A 16053-nucleotide genomic window follows, 5' to 3' on the forward strand; every position below is an offset into this window, starting at 1 on the left:
CGGTGTCTCCGCCTCGGCCCAGTAGTCGACGGCGTCGCCGAAGATCGCCTCCGCCGTGCGGGCGTCCTTCGGTGACGCCTTGCGGAAGGCCGTCCACTCCTCGGCGAGGACCAGGTAGCCGCGCGCCTTGCCTTCCTCGCGCCACCACGAGAGGTCGGTGAGGCAGTCGGCGAGGGCGTCCCAGTTGCGGCCGAACCACTCGGGGAACTCCAGGTCGGTGGCGCACCGCGCGAGGAAGGCCGTCTTGGTGGTGACCCCGCCGAGGTGCAGGGTGGCCCCGCGCCAGTCGGCTTCCGCGGCGAGCGACACGACGCGGGGCGTGGTGTCGCTGGGCGGCAGCCGGTAGACGCCGGGCGGGGTCGTACCGAGGAGGAGTCCGGTGAGTCCGGGTGCGGGCAGCAGGTCCGTCATGGCTGTACCACCGCTTCGAAGGTCTGGTAGTGGTCGCTGGTGTAGTAGCGCTCGGCGTGGCTGCCGGTGATGATGCGGCGGGCGCCGCGGTTGCGGGCGCCGGGCGTGGGGACGGTGTACTCGTGGTAATAGCCGCGGGTCTGTTTCGGCAGCCGGTTCTCGTAGTTGCCGAAGACGGTGCCGTCCTTGTCGTACGGGAAGGGTCCGCCCTTGTCGATGAGGTCGAGGGTCTTGCGGGCCTCGGGCGGCAGCTTCTCCCGCGAGACGGTCTTCATGCCGTGCGCCCACGAGGGTGTGGGCGGTGCGGCGGTCGAGGCGCCGCCGCCCCCGCCCTTCTTGCCGCTGCCGCCGTCGGAGGAGGAGCAGGCGGGCAGGAGGAGCAGGGGGAGGGCGGCGAGGAGGACGGTCAGGGTGCGCAGGGCGCGCCCGGCCGGTCGCCCGATGGGGCCAAACTGTCGAAGCACGCTTCGTATGGTCTCAGCCGCAGCCCCTGAGGGCTCGTTAGGCTGACGTCTTCAGTGTTCCGCAGCATTCCCGCGCGTTACAGGAGGCGCAGAGGTGTCCGAGCAGAAGCGACGGCCGCTCCCCCACGATTTCCATCCGCCGGTGCCCTCGTTCGCGGTGGCCAGCGATGATCTGACGGATGGTGGGACGCTCGGCCGGGATCAGGTCCACAGCGGTGGGAACGTCTCTCCGCAGCTGCGCTGGGAGGGCTTCCCCGCGAACACGAAGAGCTTCGCGGTGACGTGCTATGACCCGGACGCGCCGACGGGCAGCGGGTTCTGGCACTGGGTGCTGTTCGACATCCCGGCCTCGGTGACGGAGCTTCCGGCGGGCGCGGGCAGCGGGGACATGAAGGGGCTTCCGGCGGGCGCGGTGCACGCGCGCAACGACTACGGCACGCGGGACTTCGGCGGTGCCGCTCCGCCGCGGGGCGACGGGTCGCACCGCTACGTGTTCACGGTGTACGCGGTGGACCAGGAGAAGCTCGGTCCGGACGCGGACGCCTCGCCGGCGGTGGTGGGCTTCCACCTGCGGTTCCATGCGCTGGGGCGGGCTCAGCTGATCGGTGAGTACGAGGCGCCGGCCGCGGGCTGAGGCTCCTGCGCGGGCCCGTCGTGCGTGCCGCGCGGGCCCGTACCGGCGTGGTGCGACCGGAAATTCCGTTGCGCCCCGCCGCCCTTGAATCGCACAGTGGTGCATGGCTGACGGCCCCGCATGGCCGTTGGGCAGTGGACACCGCAGTGGCGGGGGCGGCGGGGCGCAGTTGCGCCCGCGGTCTGCCGGAGCCGGGCTGCGTGCCGGGCGACCGCGTCCGCTGCCGTACGCTCCGGGCCCGTGTTCGTTACGGGGGAAGGGCCCGGAGCGTTGCCCCCCCTTCTTCAACCCCCCGCCCTCTCCCCTGCCTTCTTCTCCTTCATCCGCCTCCAACTCCTTTGCGCAGCATTGAAATTGCGTTGTCCGCTGTGCAACGGCCCCGGCACAGTTGAGCCATCTCGCCGCTGGGGCGGGGGTGATCCGGGAGGTGGCCGGGATGCGGGAGACGCTGGTCCTCAATGCGAGCTTCGAGCCGCTGGCGACGGTGTCGCTGCGGCGTGCGGTGGTGCTCGTCCTGCAGGGCAAGGCCGTGGTCGAGCAGGCCCGCCCGGGGCGCCGGGTGCGGGGCCCCGCGGTCGACGTGCCCGCACCGCAGGTGATCAGGCTCTGCCGGTACGTCCGGGTGCCGTTCCGAAGACGGGCGCCCTGGTCACGAAGGGGGGTGCTGGTGCGGGACGGGCACCGGTGCGCGTACTGCGGGCGGCGGGCCACGACCGTGGACCACGTGGTGCCCCGGTCGCGCGGCGGCGAGGACAGCTGGCTGAATACGGTCGCGGCGTGCGCGGAGGACAACCACCGCAAGGCGGACCGGACGCCGGAGCAGGCGGGGATGCCGTTGCTGAACCTGCCGTTCGAGCCCACTCCGGCGGAGTCGCTGCTGCTGGCGACGGGGGCGTACGGCGCCCCCGTCCGGCGCAGCTCGGCGGCCTAGCGCAGCACCATCTGCACGATGGCGACGACGCCCACGGCGACGATGACGCCCCGCAGCGCCGTGGGCGAGAGGCGGCGGCCGACCTTGGCGCCTATCTGCCCGCCGAGGGTGGAGCCGGCGGCGACGAGCAGGACTGCGGTCCAGTCGACGTGGGCGACGAAGACGAAGAAGAGTGCGGCGACGCCGTTGACGATGACGGCCAGGAGGTTCTTGAGGGCGTTGATGCGCTGGAGGTCGTCGCGCAGGAGCAGGCCCATGAGGGAGAGGTAGAGGACCCCCTGGGCCGCACCGAAATAGCCGCCGTAGGCGCTGGCCAGGAGCAGGCCGGTGAGGAGGGCGGGGCCGCCGTCGGTGCGCTCGTCCTCGGTGCCGTTGCGTTCGCGGCGGCGGGCCAGGGCCTTGGCGAGGCGGGGCTGGAGGACGACGAGGACCAGGGCGATGCCGATGAGGGCGGGCACGATGGCGTCGAACGCCTTCGAGGGCAGGGCCAGCAGCAGGACGGCTCCGGCGAGGCCGCCGACGAGGGCGGTGAGGCCGAGGCGGACGGCACGGGCGCGCTGGCCGCGGAGTTCACGCCGGTAGCCGAGGGTGCCGCTGATGTTGCCGGTGACCAGGCCGATGGTGTTGGAGACGTTGGCGGTCACCGGCGGCAGGCCGACGGCGAGGAGCACCGGGAAGGTGAACAGGGTGCCGGAGCCGACGATGGTGTTGATGGTGCCCGCGCCGATGCCGGCGGCGAAGACCGCGAGTGCTTCCCAGATGGACAAGGCCATCTCCTTCATGATCAGGGTGTCGCCTCCCCGCCGTGGAAGGTCGAGGGGCCTTGCTGATCATGCAGGAGAGGGAGGCCGTCAGTCGATGCCGGGCTGCTCGCGGCGCGGAGGCTCCTTGGGGGACCGGGGGGACTTGGGCGCTCCGCCCATGGGGCCGAGGTTGCCGACGGCGCCGCTCAGGCCCTTGAGGGCGTCGCCGATCTCGCTGGGCACGATCCAGAGCTTGTTGGCGTCGCCTTCGGCGATCTTCGGGAGCATCTGGAGGTACTGGTAGGCGAGCAGCTTCTCGTCGGCGTCTCCGGCGTGGATGGACTCGAAGACCGTACGGATGGCCTGGGCCTCGCCCTCGGCGCGCAGGGCGGCGGCCCTGGCCTCGCCCTCGGCGCGCAGGATCGCGGACTGCTTCTCGCCCTCGGCAGTGAGGATCTGCGACTGGCGGATGCCCTCGGCGGTGAGGATCGCGGCGCGCTTGTCACGGTCGGCGCGCATCTGCTTCTCCATCGAGTCCTGGATGGAGGTCGGGGGCTCGATGGCCTTGAGCTCGACGCGGTTGACGCGGATGCCCCACTTGCCGGTGGCCTCGTCGAGGACGCCGCGGAGGGCGGCGTTGATCTCCTCGCGGGAGGTGAGGGTCCGCTCCAGGTCCATCCCGCCGATGATGTTGCGCAGGGTGGTGACGGTGAGCTGCTCGATGGCCTGGATGAAGCTGGAGACCTCGTAGGTGGCGGCGCGGGCGTCGGTCACCTGGTAGTAGATGACGGTGTCGATGTTGACGACCAGGTTGTCCTGGGTGATCACCGGCTGCGGGGGGAACGGCACGACCTGCTCGCGCAGGTCGATGCGGTTGCGGATGGAGTCGATGAAGGGGACGACGATGTTCAGGCCGGCGTTGAGGGTGCGGGTGTAGCGGCCGAAGCGCTCCACGATGGCGGCGCTGGCCTGCGGAATGACCTGCACCGTCTTCATGAGGGCGATGAAGACGAGCACCACCAAGATGATCAGGACGATGATGATCGGTTCCATCGGGGCTCCCCGTGCCTCTGGTCGTTGATCGGGTGGACCGGGTTGATCCAGTTCGAGTCTTTCAGAACGCGGTGCCGCCGTGCAGGCGTTGACCGCACTTCACGGGCATCGCTTCCACGGACGCCGCTTCGCGGACACCGCCGTCATGGACACCGCGTCACATCACGATGGCCGTGGCGCCCTCGATCTCGACGACGTCGACGTGCTCGCCGGCCTCGAAGGTGCGCTCGGAGTCGAGGGCGCGGGCCGACCAGATCTCACCGGCGAGCTTGATCCGGCCGCCGCTGCCGTCGACCCGCTCCAGGACGACGGCCTGCCGTCCCTTGAGGGCCTCCACGCCGCTCGCCAGCTCGGGCCGCTGGGCGCGGTGCCGCATGGCGACCGGGCGCACGACGGCGATGAGGGCGACCGAGACGGCGGCGAAGACGACGAACTGCGCCACGGTGCCCGCACCCAGCGCATTGGTCACGGCGGCGGCCACGGCGCCGAGAGCGAGCATGCCGAACTCGGGCATCGCGGTCACCACCAGCGGGATGCCCAGTCCGACGGCGGCCACCAGCCACCACACCCATGTGTCCACGTGGTCATGGTAGGCGCGGTGACCGCCCCCGGGACAGGGTGCCCGGGAGCCGGGCGCCCTGGTTGCGGGTCAGGAGAGCGGCAGGCCCTGGGCCGTCCAGCGGTCGCCCCTGCGCTCGACGACCAGCGGGAGGCCGAAGCAGTGGGAGAGGTTGCGGGAGGTGAGCTCCAGCTCGACGGGGCCGGCGGCCAGCACCTTGCCCTGACGGATCATCAGGACGTGGGTGAAGCCCGCGGGGATCTCCTCGACGTGGTGGGTGACCATGATCATCGAGGGGGCGAGCGGGTCACGGGCGAGCCGGCCGAGGCGGCGCACGAGGTCCTCGCGGCCGCCGAGGTCGAGACCCGCGGCGGGCTCGTCGAGGAGCAGCAGCTCGGGGTCGGTCATCATCGCGCGGGCGATGAGGGTGCGCTTGCGCTCGCCCTCGGAGAGGGTGCCGAACTTGCGGTCCAGCAGGTCCGTCATGCCGAGGACGTCGAGGAAGGCGCGGGCGCGCTGCTCGTCGACCTCCTCGTAGCTCTCCTGCCAGGTGGCCGTCATGCCGTAGGCGGCGGTGAGGACCGTCTCCAGGACGGTCTGGCTGCGCGGCAGCTTGTCGGCGAGGGCGATGCCCGCCACGCCGATGCGCGGGCGCAGCTCGAAGACGTCGACCGCGCCGAGCTTCTCGCCCAGGACCTTGACCGTGCCCGTGGTCGGGAAGAGGTAGCTGGAGGCGACATTCAGGAGGGTGGTCTTGCCGGCGCCGTTGGGGCCGAGGATGACCCAGCGCTCCCCCTCCTTGACCGACCAGGAGACCTGGTCCACCAGAGCCCGGCCCTCGCGGACCACGGATACGTCCACCAGTTCCAGCACTTCGCTCATGAGCGCGTTGTCTCCCATTGCAGTCTCGTCGTCGCGGCGCCGGTAAGCGCAGCCCCCAGGGAAAACCTACGCCACCCGCCGGGGACACCAGTCCTTAGGCTGGTGGCCATGCTCGATGAACATCGCTCAGGGCGGCTCACCGCGTGGGGAAATGCCCTCATTGCCGGGTTTGCCGCACCTGATGACGCCGCGCACCGGATCACCGGGGATGACGCCGTCCACCGCGTCGTGGGCCTTCCCGGTGAATCCGGCCCCGTCGGCCTGACGCTCGCCCTCGGCCGGCTGCGGGCGCTGGGGGCCACGGGACTGCGCCTCGCCCTGCCGGCCCCCGGCCACCCGCTGGGCCTCAGCGGCCCGCCGGAGTTCAATGCCCGCGCCCAGGAGGCCGGGGAGGCGGTCGTCGCCACGGGGGCCGCGCTGGGGCTCGTACCGGAGGTGTACGAGGCCGGGCCGGAGGGCGACGTGCACGTCGAGGTCGTCTGGCACTGCCTGCCCGTACGGGACGCGCCGCCGGCGGACGTGCCCTCGCTCGGGGAGGCCGAGCGGGAGCTCGCGGAGGCCCTGCGGGAGGCCACGGAGATGCTCACGCGGCTGGACGTGGCGGGGTCGGGGCCGGTGGCGCAGGCAGCACTGGAGGCATACCGGGCGCGGGCGGAGCGCGGGCGCGAGGTGCTGGCACCGGGGTATCCGCCGCGGGCCGTGCGCGTGCTGGAGCTGGCGCAGCGCGTGGGGGCGCTGATCGCGATCGCCCACGAGCCGGGGGACGGCGGCGGCCGCGAGCACGGGGCCGCGGTGAGCGCGTCGGAGATAGCGGCGCGGGCGCAGGCGCTGCGGCCGGTGGAGCGGACGGCCCGGCGGGCCCAGGTGGCCGCGTACAACGCGATCGTCGAGGAGAGGGCCCGCAAGCGGCACTGAGCCGGTGACCGCCGGTCGTGCGGGAAGTGCGAAAGCGCGGGAAGGCCCCGCGGACCCGGAAGTCCGCGGGGCCTTCCCGTTGCGCCGGTACGGGTCAGTGACGCCCGTCGTGGCCACCCCAGTGGCCGTTGTGACCATCATGGCCGTTGTGACCGTCGTGGCCGTTGTGACCGTGCTTGCCGTGGCCGTTCCAGTCGTGCTTGTCGTGGTGACGGCCCTCGTGGTGACCACGGTGCTCGTGGTAGCTACGGTGCTCGTCCCAGCCGGAGCTGGCGTTGACGCAGGTGTTCCCGAAGGTCGGGTTCAGCAGGCCGATCAGGATGTCGATGGTGTTGCCGCAGACGTTCAGCGGCACCTGCACCGGGATCTGGATGACGTTGCCGGAGACGACGCCCGGCGAGCCCTTGGCGGCGCCGTTGGCGATGGCGCCCCCGGGGTGGTGACGGTGCTGGTGCACCTGGCGGTCACCGTGGTCGTGAGCGGACGCGACGCCCACAGTGGAACCGACGGCGAGCCCCGTGACCGCCAGGGCGAGAGCGGCTTTCTTGGCACTGTTCATGGTGAGGGTCTTCCTTCTGCTGACGTTCTCGGCGGCCCCAGCCGCGGGGTCGCGTAGTGATGAACGCCAGCGCACCGCCGATGGCACGGCCATCGGCGGTGTTGCCCTCGTTCGGACGATTGCTCGTCCGCGCCTGCCCGGGCTATGCAGGGCGCGCCGGGCAGGCGGGATGCACCGGTACTACTTGTTGACGCAGAGGTTGCCGGCGGCCGGGTTCAGGACGCCGACGATGCTGATGGTGTTGCCGCAGAGGTTGGCGCCGACCTTCACCGGAACCTGGACGACATTGCCGGAGGCGACACCCGGGGAGTTCTTCGCCGTGCCGTCGGCCTGGGCGTGCGCAGAGGCGGCACCGGCACCGGCGAGGGCGAGACCGCCGGCGGCGATGGTGATGACTGCGGCCTTCTTCATGTTCTTCACTCTTCTTATGACCTTCCTAGGGCGTTGCCACGGCCAGCCGCCGCGGTACGCCATGGAGAACGGGCCGCGGCCATTCGGGTTGCGGGGCCGGAGCGACCACCACACGGTCGTATGAATCTCTGATCAGAACGCGACGTTCCGCTTTGCCGCGGGGCCGTGCCGATCAAGCTCCGATCCCATGTCGGACGGCCCACAGCGCCGCCTGCGTCCGGTCGGCGAGGTCCAGCTTCATCAGAATGTTCGACACGTGGGTCTTGACGGTCTTCTCCGAGAGCACCAGCGCGCGGGCGATCTCCCGGTTCGAACGGCCGTCCGCGATCAGCGCCAGCACCTCCCGCTCCCGCTCGGTCAGCGCGTTGCCCCGCCCCTGGCCCCCGCTCCCGGCCTCCTCCTGCGACAGCAGCGCCCCCGCCACCTCGGGCTGCAGCAGGACGTGGCCCGCGTGCACCGAGCGGATCGCGCCCGCCAGGGCGTCGGGGTCCACGTCCTTGTAGACGTAGCCCGCCGCACCCGCGCGCAGGGCCGGGATGACCGTGCGCTGCTCGGTGAAGCTGGTGACGATCAGCACCCGGGCGGGGTTCTCCAGCTCCCGCAGCCGGCGCAGCGCCTCGATCCCGTCGGTCCCGGGCATCTTCACGTCCATGAGGACGACGTCCGGGCGCAGCTCCTCCGTACGCTCGACGCCCTCCGCGCCGTCCGCCGCCTCCCCCACCACCTCGATGTCGTCCTGGACCTCCAGGAAGGTGCGCAGGCCCCTGCGGACCACCTGGTGGTCGTCCACCAGCACCACGCGGATCACGCCTTCAGCCACCGGGCACCTCCATCTCGATCGCGGTGCCCATCCCGGGCTCCGAGGTAACGGTCAGACTGCCGCCGACGCCGCTCGCGCGGTCGCGCATCGACACGAGGCCGAGGTGGCGCCCGGCCCGGCGGACGGCCTCGGGCTCGAAGCCGCAGCCGTCGTCGGCGACGCACAGCGCCGCGCCCTGGCCCGCCCGGGTGAGGGTGACCTGGACGCGGCCCGCTCCGGAGTGGCGCAGGGCGTTGTGCAGGGCCTCCTGGGCCACGCGCAGCAGGGCCTCCTCCTGGGCGGCCGGCAGGGCCCGTACGCCGTGCGAGGCGAAGGTGACCTTGGCGGTGTGGGCCCGGTCGAGGACCTGGACCTGGGTGCGCAGGGTCGCGACGAGGCCGTCCTCGTCCAGCCCTGCGGGCCGCAGCTCCACGACCGCGGCCCGCAGCTCGTCCGTGGCCTCCGCGGCGAGCCGGGCGGCCTCGTGCAGCTCCTCCTTGGCGCGGGCGGGGTCGCGGTCGACGAGGGCTGCGGCGGCCTGGGCGGTCAGCCGCAGCGAGAAGAGCTTCTGGGCGACGGCGTCGTGCAGCTCGTGGGAGAGGCGGGCGCGCTCCTCGGCGATGGTCAGCTCGCGGCTGCGCTCGTAGAGGCGGGCGTTGGTGAGGGCTATGGCCGCGTGCTGGGCGAGCACGCTCAGCAGCTCCTCGTCCTCCGCGGTGAAGCCGCAGGTGCGGCCCGCCTCCTCGAGGCCGCAGGGCGGCTCGCCGGCGCGGGCGGGGCGCCTCTTGTTGGCGAGGAAGAGCGCGCCAAGGACCTCGTCGCCGTCCGCGACCGGCATGCCGATGAAGTCGCGCATGTCGGGGTGGGCGGCGGGCCAGCCGCCGAAGCGGGGGTCCGAGCGGACGTCGGCGAGGCGCTCGGGGGTCGCGTGCTGGATCATCGCGGCGAGGACGCCGTGCTGGCGGGGCAAGGGGCCGATGGCTTTCCACTGCTCGTCGCTGACCCCGTCGACGACGAACTGGGCGAAGCCGCCGTGGTCGTCCGGGACGCCGAGGGCCGCGTACCGGGCGTCCAGCAGCTCCCGGGCGGAGACGACGATCGTCTTGAGGACGTCGTGCACCTGCAGGTGTCTGTTCATGGCGAGGAGTGCGGTGCTCACGGCGGTGAGGCCGGAGCGGGGGCCATTGGTCATGGCTTTACGGTAGCGAGGGCCGCGGGGCCCGGGATCAGGCCGGCGGCGGCCGGGCCTGAGTCGTTCGGCCTAGGCCGGTGGTCGGGTGGCTGCCCGCCCCCTGCCGTGGGCATGTACTCATCATGTCTATACCAACCCAGTGGACACCCACCCACGGTGAGTCCTACCGGCCCGTGCCCTACCGGCCCTCCCGGATGCCCGCCCAGGAGTCCCTCGCCCGCGCCGCGGAGCTGCGCGAGCGGATGGACGGGCGGCGGACGGTACGGCAGTTCTCCGCCGACCCGGTGCCGGAGCAGGTGGTCCGGGACGCCATCGCGTGCGCGGCCACCGCGCCCTCCGGGGCGCACCAGCAGCCGTGGACCTTCGTCCTGGTGAAGGACCCCGCGGTGCGGCGGCGCATCCGTGCCGCCGCGGAGGAGGAGGAGCAGCTCTCGTACGCGGGCCGGCTGGGCGAGGAGTGGCTGGCGGCCCTGCGGCCGCTGGGCACGGACGAGGTCAAGCCGCACCTGACGGACGCGCCCGCGCTGATCGTGGTCTTCCAGCAGCGGTACTGGCTCGGCGAGGACGGGGAGAAGCGCAAGCACTACTACGTGGACGAGTCGGTCGGCATCGCGGTCGGGATGCTGCTGTCCGCGCTGCACCTGTCGGGGCTCGCCGCCCTGGTGCACACGCCGAGCCCGATGCGTTTCCTGTCCGAGGTGCTGGGCCGTCCGGTGAACGAGAAGGCGTTCGCGGTGATCCCCGTCGGCTATCCGGCGGACGACTGCCAGGTGCCGGACCTGGTGCGCAAGAGCCTCGATCAGGTGCTGGTGGAGGTCTGAGCCCGAACGGGCACGCTGTGTGCGGAACCGGTCGCACCGGGCGACGGGAGCGCTCGCCCGGTGTGACGCCGCACATAGGACGCACGTCACCTACGACCTCGCCTAGTGGGCGCATAAAACCGGCGTAAGCGGGTGGCAGGGGCCCTTTTGACCTTCCCTTTACCCCTCCCCGCAGGGCCTCGGCAACGAAGCCGGGTAGTACGTCGCACCTTTGCCACAGCATTTTGCGGCCGCTAAGAATTCTCCACGTCGCACGGCGCCGTCGATCGAGACGCGGCGCTCATTCGCGCCGATCCGGGCCACTGCGACTTCATGCGATCGGAAGAGGTTCAGCTCAGCATGCGCTCCCCCATCTCTGGTTATAGCCGCCTGTCCAAGGTCCAGAAGTTCACCGCCGCCGGCGTCTCCGCCGCAGCCGTCGCCGCTCTGGCGGTCGCCGCGATACCGGGCTCCGCCGACGCGGACAAGCAGCCCATCGCCGTCAAGCCCGTCGCGTGGAGCGCAGAGGCCTTCGGCGCCCAGGACCAGCGGGAGCAGATCGGCAAGCAGGCCGACAACGCCGCCAAGCAGGCGAAGGCCCAGGCCGAGGCCAAGAAGAAGGCGGACGACGAGGCCGCCGCCAAGGCGAAGGCCGACAAGGAGCGCGCCGAGAAGGAGGCCGCGAGCCGTTCGGCGGAGCGCAAGCCGGTCCAGGCCGCGCCCGCCCCGGCTCCGAAGACCTACGCCGACAACCTCGACGGCTGGATCAAGGAAGCCCTCGACGTCATGAAGGCCAAGGGCATCCCGGGTTCCTACGCCGGCATCCACCGCAACATCATGCGGGAGTCGACCGGCAACCCGAAGGCCATCAACCTCTGGGACTCCAACGCCGCCAAGGGCATCCCCTCCAAGGGCCTGCTCCAGGTGATCGACCCGACCTTCAAGGCGTACCACGTCGAGGGCACCTCCTGGGACATCTACGACCCGGTCGCCAACATCACCGCCGCGTGCAACTACGCGTGGAAGGTCTACGGCTCCATGGACAACGTGAACTCCGCCTACTAAGGGCGAGAGCGCGGACGACGACATACGCCGAAGGGCGGCACCCGGTGCGGGTGCCGCCCTTCGGCGTATGTGCGGAACGGGCGCGGACTACTTGCGCATGACCTCCGGCTCGTGGCGGCGCAGCAAACGTGCGACTGCGAAGCCACAGGCGATGCCGATGACGATCAGGGCCACGATGTCGATCGTCCACTGGGTGGCGGTGTGCTCCCAGAGCGGGTCGAGCTTGGGGGGCCTGGCCTTGTCGAACGGGGCCATGACGTGTGAGAGGTCCAGCGTGGTGCCGACGCCGGCGATGGCCCAGCGGGCCGGCATCAGCCAGGCGAACTGCTCGATGCCCGGCGAGTCGTAGATCTTGAACAGGATGCCGGTGAAGACGACCTGGACGATCGCGAACATGACCAGCAGCGGCATGGTCTTCTCGGCGGTCTTCACCAGCGCGGAGATGACCAGGCCGATCATCATGCAGGTGAAGCCCAGGGCGATGATCACCAGGCAGAGCTCGAGGGCGGGCGCCGCCTTGAAGACCAGGCCGTTCTCCGGCAGCTTGCGCACCGAGAAGCCGATGGCGCAGATGAGGGCGCCCTGCACCGCGGTGATCAGGCCGAGGATGACCACCTTGGACATCAGGTACGCGGAGCGGGACAGGCCGACGGCCCGTTCCCGTTCGTAGATCACCCGTTCCTTGATCAGCTCACGGACGGAGTTGGCGGCGCCGGAGAAGCACATGCCGACCGCGAGGATCAGCATGATCGTGCCGGCGTCCTGGTTGAAGTGGCCCTTGGTCGCCGGCCCGAGGCCGAAGTCGGACGGGATGACCGTGCTGACACCGCCGAGGACGGCCGGGAGGATCAGCATCAGGGCCATGAAGCCGCGGTCCGAGGCGATGACGGAGGTGTAGCGGCGCATCAGCGTCCACAGCTGGGAGCCCCAGCTCTGGGCCTTCGGCGGGCGCACCATCTGCGGCTGGACGTGCACCGACTGCGGGGCGACGGCGTCGATGTCGGCCGCGTACATCTGGTAGTGCTGCGAGCCGCGCCAGCGGCCCGACCAGTCGTAGTCGCGGTAGTTCTCGAAGGCCGAGAAGACGTCCGCCCAGGTCTCGTAGCCGAAGAAGTTGAGCGCTTCCTCCGGGGGGCCGAAGTAGGCGACGGAACCACCGGGGGCCATGACGAGCAGCTTGTCGCAGAGCGCGAGCTCGGCGACGGAGTGGGTGACCACCAGGACCGTGCGGCCGTCGTCCGCGAGGCCGCGCAGCAGCTGCATGACGTCGCGGTCCATGCCCGGGTCGAGGCCGGAGGTGGGCTCGTCCAGGAAGATCAGCGAGGGCTTGGTCAGCAGCTCCAGGGCCACCGAGACGCGCTTGCGCTGGCCGCCGGAGAGGGCGGTGACCTTCTTGTCCTTGTGGACGTCGAGCTTGAGCTCGCGCAGCACCTCGTCTATCCGGGCCTCGCGCTCGGAGGCCGCGGTGTCACCGGGGAAGCGGAGCTTGGCCGCGTAGCGCAGCGCCTTCCGGACGGTGAGCTCCTTGTGCAGGATGTCGTCCTGCGGGACGAGGCCGATGCGCTGGCGCAGCTCGGCGAACTGCTTGTAGAGATTCCGGTTGTCGTAGAGGACGTCGCCCTCGTTGGCGGGCCGGTAGCCGGTGAGCGCCTTGAGGAGGGTGGACTTGCCGGAGCCGGAGGGGCCGATGACGGCGATCAGCGACTTCTCGGGGACGCCGAAGGAGACGTCCTTGAGGATCTGCTTGCCGCCGTCGACGGTGACCGTCAGGTGGCGGGCGGAGAAGGAGACGTCGCCGGTGTCGACGAACTCCTCCAGCCGGTCGCCGACCAGGCGGAAGGTGGAGTGACCGACACCGACGATGTCGTTGGGGCCGATGATCTGCTGGCGGACCGGCTGACCGTTGACGTAGGTGCCGTTGTGGCTGCCGAGGTCGACGATCTCGAAGCGGCCGTCGCCGGTGGAGCGGAACTCGGCGTGGTGCCGGGAGACCTGGAGGTCGGAGACGACCAGCTCGTTCTCCAGGGCACGACCGATGCGCATCGTGCCGCGGCCGACGGCCATCTGGTGGAAGCTGGTCGGGCTGCGGTCGCCGTAGACGGGCGGGGCGCCGCCCTGCGAGGGCGTGCCGCCGTGCGCCGGGGGCTGGTGCGCGCCGGGTCCCGGCTGCTGGGGGACGTACGCCTGCTGCGGGGGCTGCTGCCAGCCGCCGGGCTGCTGGTGCTGCTGCGGCGGCTGGTGCTGCTGCGGCTGGTACTGCCCCGGCTGCTGCCAGCCGCCGGGCTGCTGGTGCTGCGGCGGCTGGTGCGGCGTGTGCTGCGGCGGAGCCTGGTGCAGCGGCGCGGCCATGGCGGTCTGCGCGCTGTAGAGGTCCGCGGCCGGGACGCCGGCACCGGCGCCGGCGGCACCGGCGCTCAGGTTCAGCCGCGGTCCGTCCGTCGCGTTGCCCAGGTGCACCGTCGAGCCGGGGCCGATCTCCATGTGGTGGATCCGCTGGCCCTGCACGTACGTGCCGTTGGTGCTGCCGTGGTCCTCGATGACCCAACTGCGGCCCTCCCACCGTACGGTGGCGTGCCGCCACGAGACGCGGGCGTCCTGCAGCACCATGTCACCCTGCGGATCCCGCCCGAGGGTGTAGGACCTGGACGGATCAAGCGTCCAGGTCTGTCCATTCAATTCCAGTACGAGTTCCGGCACTCCATGCCCCACTACTTGTCCCCCGATGAGCCCCCTGCATCAGGGAGTCTAGGGATGGCGAACATCGGGAGGAACTATTTCAGGCACAGTCCCCGAACCGAAAGTCGGGGATTGCCGCGACCGTGTAACAGGCGCCGTTGACCGATCCGAAACATACCCTGAGAGTGGTTACCGCCATGGATACGTACGGATCATGCGCATCCGGGCAATAGCCCGGCTGCAGACCGGCGCGGGGGGCCGTGATGACCGTGGACGGGGGCGGGCGCGGGGTGCGTCCGGCGGAGCTGTTGCTGACGTCGATTGCGGCTGTGAGCTGGTCTTTTCTGGCCATGGCGGGGATTGCGGCGCTCGGGCTGCACCTGCTCGGCGCGGATACGGCGGGCGCGCTGGGGCCGATGACCGCGGCCGTCGTCGTGCTCGCCGTAGGTGGATCACTCACGCCTTCGGGGGATATTGAAGCATTCGGCCTGAAGGGCGCCGGGGCGCACACCGCCATCGAAATCGCGCCACTGGGAGTGAGCCTGACGGGCGCCCTGTTGCTGGGAATGATCTTTGCGCGATCGTTGCGCCGTGCCGGTGCCACGATCGGCGCCGGAGAGCTCGCCGCGCGGGCCGGCGCGGTGATCGTGCTCTTCCTGCTCCTGCTCGGCGGCCTCGCCTGGGCCGGGGAGGATTCGATCACCATCGACGGGAGCGGCCTGGGCCTCGGCGGAGGCGAGGATGGAGGCGGAGGCGGCCCCAAGCTGGTGATCCCGGGCATCGGCGACGTCGGGGACATCGCGGGCGGGCTGCCGGACCGGCTCGCCGGCCTGGCCGACGCCAAGGCCGCCGTCGGCTTCAGCGTGCGGACGGGTCCCTCGCTGTTCGGGGGCGCGGTCTGGGTCCTGGGCATCCTGCTGATCGCGGTCCTGGGCGCGCGCCGGGCGCCGCTCCCCCGCGGCCTGCAGGCGCTGCACCGGGGCGTGCGTCCCGCGGTCTCGGCGCTGTGCGCAGTGCTGGTCCTCGCGGTGGCGGCGGGCCTGGCCGCCGCGGCGTACGCGGCGGCCGGCGACGGCCAGCCGAAGCGGATCTTCGGTGCCGCACTGCTCGGGGCACCGAACGGGGTCTTCCTCGCGGTGCCGCTGGGGCTGTTCGTCTCCTGGCGCGGCACGGCCACGGGCGCGCTGACCAAGGTGCTGCCCTCCCCGCTGGACGAGCTGCTGAGCGCGCGGGCCGAGGAGGCGGTCACGCTGGGGCGGCTGGCCGAGCTCGACAGCACGGTGTGGCTGCTGGCCGTGGCCTGTGTGCTGATGATGCTGGGCGTCGGGGTGCTCACCGCGGTCCGCGCGCCGCGGGAGGGGCTGGGGGCGACGGCGTTCGCCGCGCGCTGCGCCGTGGCGCTGGGGGTGGCGACCGCCCTGGCCCTGCCGCTGCTGGTGCTCGCGACGCGGGTGAAGGCGGACGCGAGCCTGTCGGTGCTGGGTTTCGACGCCTTCGGGGCGGGCCTGGAGCTGCGCGGCAATGCGGCGATGGCGGCGGCGCTGGGCGCCGCGTGGGGTGCCGCCGCCGGGGCGGTGGGGGGTCTCCTCGCGTGGGCGACCGGCACGGCGGGGCGGCGGGCGGTGATCTTCGGGCGCCCGGAGGCGGCCGCTGCGGCCCACCCGGCCGCGGCGGCGCCGCCCGGCCCGTACGGTCCCCCGCCGGGGCGGCGCGGGCAGGACGACTCCAACCCGTACAGGCGTCCCGCGCGGGACGACACCAACCCGTACAAGCGCCCGCCCTTCGACGACCGCTCCAGCGCGCCGACGCAGACGGGCCGGCCGCTGCCGCCGCCCCGCCGGCCCCGGGGCAGCGGATACCGCTACGGGGCGCCGCCGCCGGAGGAGCCTCCGCCTCCGCCGCCCGGGCCCCCGCCGCGGCGCCGCTGACGGCGTTCACGCGGTGTAGGCCGCGCCTTGG

General features: G+C 71.8%; 17 protein-coding genes (1 of these 17 running past the window's edge). 6 read left to right on the forward strand and 11 right to left on the reverse strand.

The features are described 5' to 3' along the window. Nucleotides 1-411: the 5' portion of a barstar family protein gene (locus tag FGW37_RS07440; protein ID WP_179080332.1), read on the reverse strand. 21 nt of this gene lie to the left of the window's left edge; the window shows 411 of its 432 coding nt (coding positions 1-411); it begins with the start codon at nt 409-411; its stop codon lies beyond the left edge, outside the window. Then, nucleotides 408-875 (reverse strand): guanyl-specific ribonuclease, encoded by a 468-nt coding sequence (locus FGW37_RS07445; protein ID WP_246430304.1) that lies wholly within the window; start codon nt 873-875, stop codon nt 408-410. The genes FGW37_RS07440 and FGW37_RS07445 overlap by 4 nt, the downstream gene beginning before the upstream one ends. A gap of 94 nt (nt 876-969) precedes the next feature. Here FGW37_RS07445 and FGW37_RS07450 point away from each other — a divergent pair, with 94 nt between their 5' ends. Continuing rightward, entirely contained in the window at nt 970-1509 is a 540-nt protein-coding gene (locus tag FGW37_RS07450; protein WP_179080333.1) for a YbhB/YbcL family Raf kinase inhibitor-like protein, read from the forward strand. Between the two features lie 436 nt (nt 1510-1945). Next, the gene (locus tag FGW37_RS07455; RefSeq protein WP_179080334.1) at nt 1946-2440 is read left to right on the forward strand and encodes an HNH endonuclease; all 495 of its coding nucleotides are present in this window, start codon (nt 1946-1948) and stop codon (nt 2438-2440) included. On the opposite strand, the gene FGW37_RS07460 is transcribed toward FGW37_RS07455, so the two are convergent. The 4 genes from FGW37_RS07460 to FGW37_RS07475 form a co-directional block, all read right to left on the reverse strand. Continuing rightward, nucleotides 2437-3207, reverse strand: a complete 771-nt coding sequence (locus tag FGW37_RS07460; protein WP_179080335.1) for a sulfite exporter TauE/SafE family protein — start codon at nt 3205-3207, stop codon at nt 2437-2439. The genes FGW37_RS07455 and FGW37_RS07460 overlap by 4 nt on opposite strands. 84 nt (nt 3208-3291) lie before the next feature. After that, nucleotides 3292-4236 carry an SPFH domain-containing protein gene (locus FGW37_RS07465; RefSeq protein ID WP_058045024.1) on the reverse strand — a complete coding sequence of 315 codons (945 nt, stop codon included), beginning with the start codon at nt 4234-4236 and terminating at the stop codon, nt 3292-3294. A 157-nt stretch (nt 4237-4393) separates the two neighbouring features. Continuing rightward, entirely contained in the window at nt 4394-4816 is a 423-nt protein-coding gene (locus FGW37_RS07470; RefSeq protein ID WP_107105644.1) for an NfeD family protein, read from the reverse strand. Nucleotides 4817-4885: 69 nt separating this feature from the next. Then, nucleotides 4886-5695, reverse strand: coding sequence for an ABC transporter ATP-binding protein (locus FGW37_RS07475; RefSeq protein WP_058045023.1), 810 nt, complete (start codon nt 5693-5695; stop codon nt 4886-4888). A 90-nt stretch (nt 5696-5785) separates the two neighbouring features. On the opposite strand from FGW37_RS07475, the gene FGW37_RS07480 reads away from it, so the two are divergent. After that, nucleotides 5786-6592 carry a hypothetical protein gene (locus FGW37_RS07480; RefSeq protein ID WP_179080336.1) on the forward strand — a complete coding sequence of 269 codons (807 nt, stop codon included), beginning with the start codon at nt 5786-5788 and terminating at the stop codon, nt 6590-6592. Between the two features lie 94 nt (nt 6593-6686). On the opposite strand, the gene FGW37_RS07485 is transcribed toward FGW37_RS07480, so the two are convergent. From FGW37_RS07485 to FGW37_RS07500, 4 genes are all read right to left on the reverse strand, one after another. Continuing rightward, nucleotides 6687-7151 (reverse strand): chaplin, encoded by a 465-nt coding sequence (locus FGW37_RS07485; RefSeq protein WP_179080337.1) that lies wholly within the window; start codon nt 7149-7151, stop codon nt 6687-6689. Nucleotides 7152-7331: 180 nt separating this feature from the next. Next, nucleotides 7332-7571 (reverse strand): chaplin, encoded by a 240-nt coding sequence (locus tag FGW37_RS07490; protein ID WP_058045022.1) that lies wholly within the window; start codon nt 7569-7571, stop codon nt 7332-7334. A gap of 163 nt (nt 7572-7734) precedes the next feature. After that, complete coding sequence (locus FGW37_RS07495) at nt 7735-8382, reverse strand: response regulator (RefSeq protein ID WP_179080338.1); 648 nt, start codon at nt 8380-8382, stop codon at nt 7735-7737. Then, a complete protein-coding gene (locus FGW37_RS07500; RefSeq protein WP_179080339.1) occupies nt 8375-9553 on the reverse strand; it encodes a GAF domain-containing sensor histidine kinase in 1179 nt (392 codons plus the stop codon). Before FGW37_RS07500 ends, FGW37_RS07495 begins: the two co-directional genes overlap by 8 nt. A 122-nt stretch (nt 9554-9675) precedes the next feature. Between FGW37_RS07500 and FGW37_RS07505 the strand changes: the two genes are divergently transcribed. Continuing rightward, entirely contained in the window at nt 9676-10374 is a 699-nt protein-coding gene (locus FGW37_RS07505; protein WP_179080340.1) for a nitroreductase family protein, read from the forward strand. A gap of 339 nt (nt 10375-10713) precedes the next feature. After that, complete coding sequence (locus tag FGW37_RS07510) at nt 10714-11418, forward strand: transglycosylase SLT domain-containing protein (RefSeq protein ID WP_179080341.1); 705 nt, start codon at nt 10714-10716, stop codon at nt 11416-11418. Nucleotides 11419-11505: 87 nt separating this feature from the next. On the opposite strand, the gene FGW37_RS07515 is transcribed toward FGW37_RS07510, so the two are convergent. Then, nucleotides 11506-14127: an FHA domain-containing protein gene (locus FGW37_RS07515; RefSeq protein ID WP_179080342.1), complete on the reverse strand. Its 2622-nt coding sequence runs from the start codon at nt 14125-14127 to the stop codon at nt 11506-11508. Nucleotides 14128-14357: 230 nt separating this feature from the next. Here FGW37_RS07515 and FGW37_RS07520 point away from each other — a divergent pair, with 230 nt between their 5' ends. Next, nucleotides 14358-16022, forward strand: coding sequence for a streptophobe family protein (locus tag FGW37_RS07520; RefSeq protein ID WP_179080343.1), 1665 nt, complete (start codon nt 14358-14360; stop codon nt 16020-16022). Nucleotides 16023-16053: the final 31 nt, after the last annotated feature.

The organism is Streptomyces rectiverticillatus (assembly GCF_013394065.1).
In the GTDB taxonomy this organism is placed as follows: domain Bacteria; phylum Actinomycetota; class Actinomycetes; order Streptomycetales; family Streptomycetaceae; genus Streptomyces; species Streptomyces rectiverticillatus.

Excerpts from the sequence above, each read along its gene's own strand:
- FGW37_RS07455 (WP_179080334.1), top strand. The coding sequence starts at position 1,946 with ATGCGGGAGACGCTGGTCCTCAATGCGAGCTTCGAGCCGCTGGCGACG.
- FGW37_RS07465 (WP_058045024.1), bottom strand. The coding sequence starts at position 4,236 with ATGGAACCGATCATCATCGTCCTGATCATCTTGGTGGTGCTCGTCTTC.
- FGW37_RS07475 (WP_058045023.1), bottom strand. The coding sequence starts at position 5,695 with ATGGGAGACAACGCGCTCATGAGCGAAGTGCTGGAACTGGTGGACGTA.
- FGW37_RS07480 (WP_179080336.1), top strand. The coding sequence starts at position 5,786 with ATGCTCGATGAACATCGCTCAGGGCGGCTCACCGCGTGGGGAAATGCC.
- FGW37_RS07485 (WP_179080337.1), bottom strand. The coding sequence starts at position 7,151 with ATGAACAGTGCCAAGAAAGCCGCTCTCGCCCTGGCGGTCACGGGGCTC.
- FGW37_RS07500 (WP_179080339.1), bottom strand. The coding sequence starts at position 9,553 with ATGACCAATGGCCCCCGCTCCGGCCTCACCGCCGTGAGCACCGCACTC.
- FGW37_RS07505 (WP_179080340.1), top strand. The coding sequence starts at position 9,676 with ATGTCTATACCAACCCAGTGGACACCCACCCACGGTGAGTCCTACCGG.
- FGW37_RS07510 (WP_179080341.1), top strand. The coding sequence starts at position 10,714 with ATGCGCTCCCCCATCTCTGGTTATAGCCGCCTGTCCAAGGTCCAGAAG.
- FGW37_RS07520 (WP_179080343.1), top strand. The coding sequence starts at position 14,358 with ATGACCGTGGACGGGGGCGGGCGCGGGGTGCGTCCGGCGGAGCTGTTG.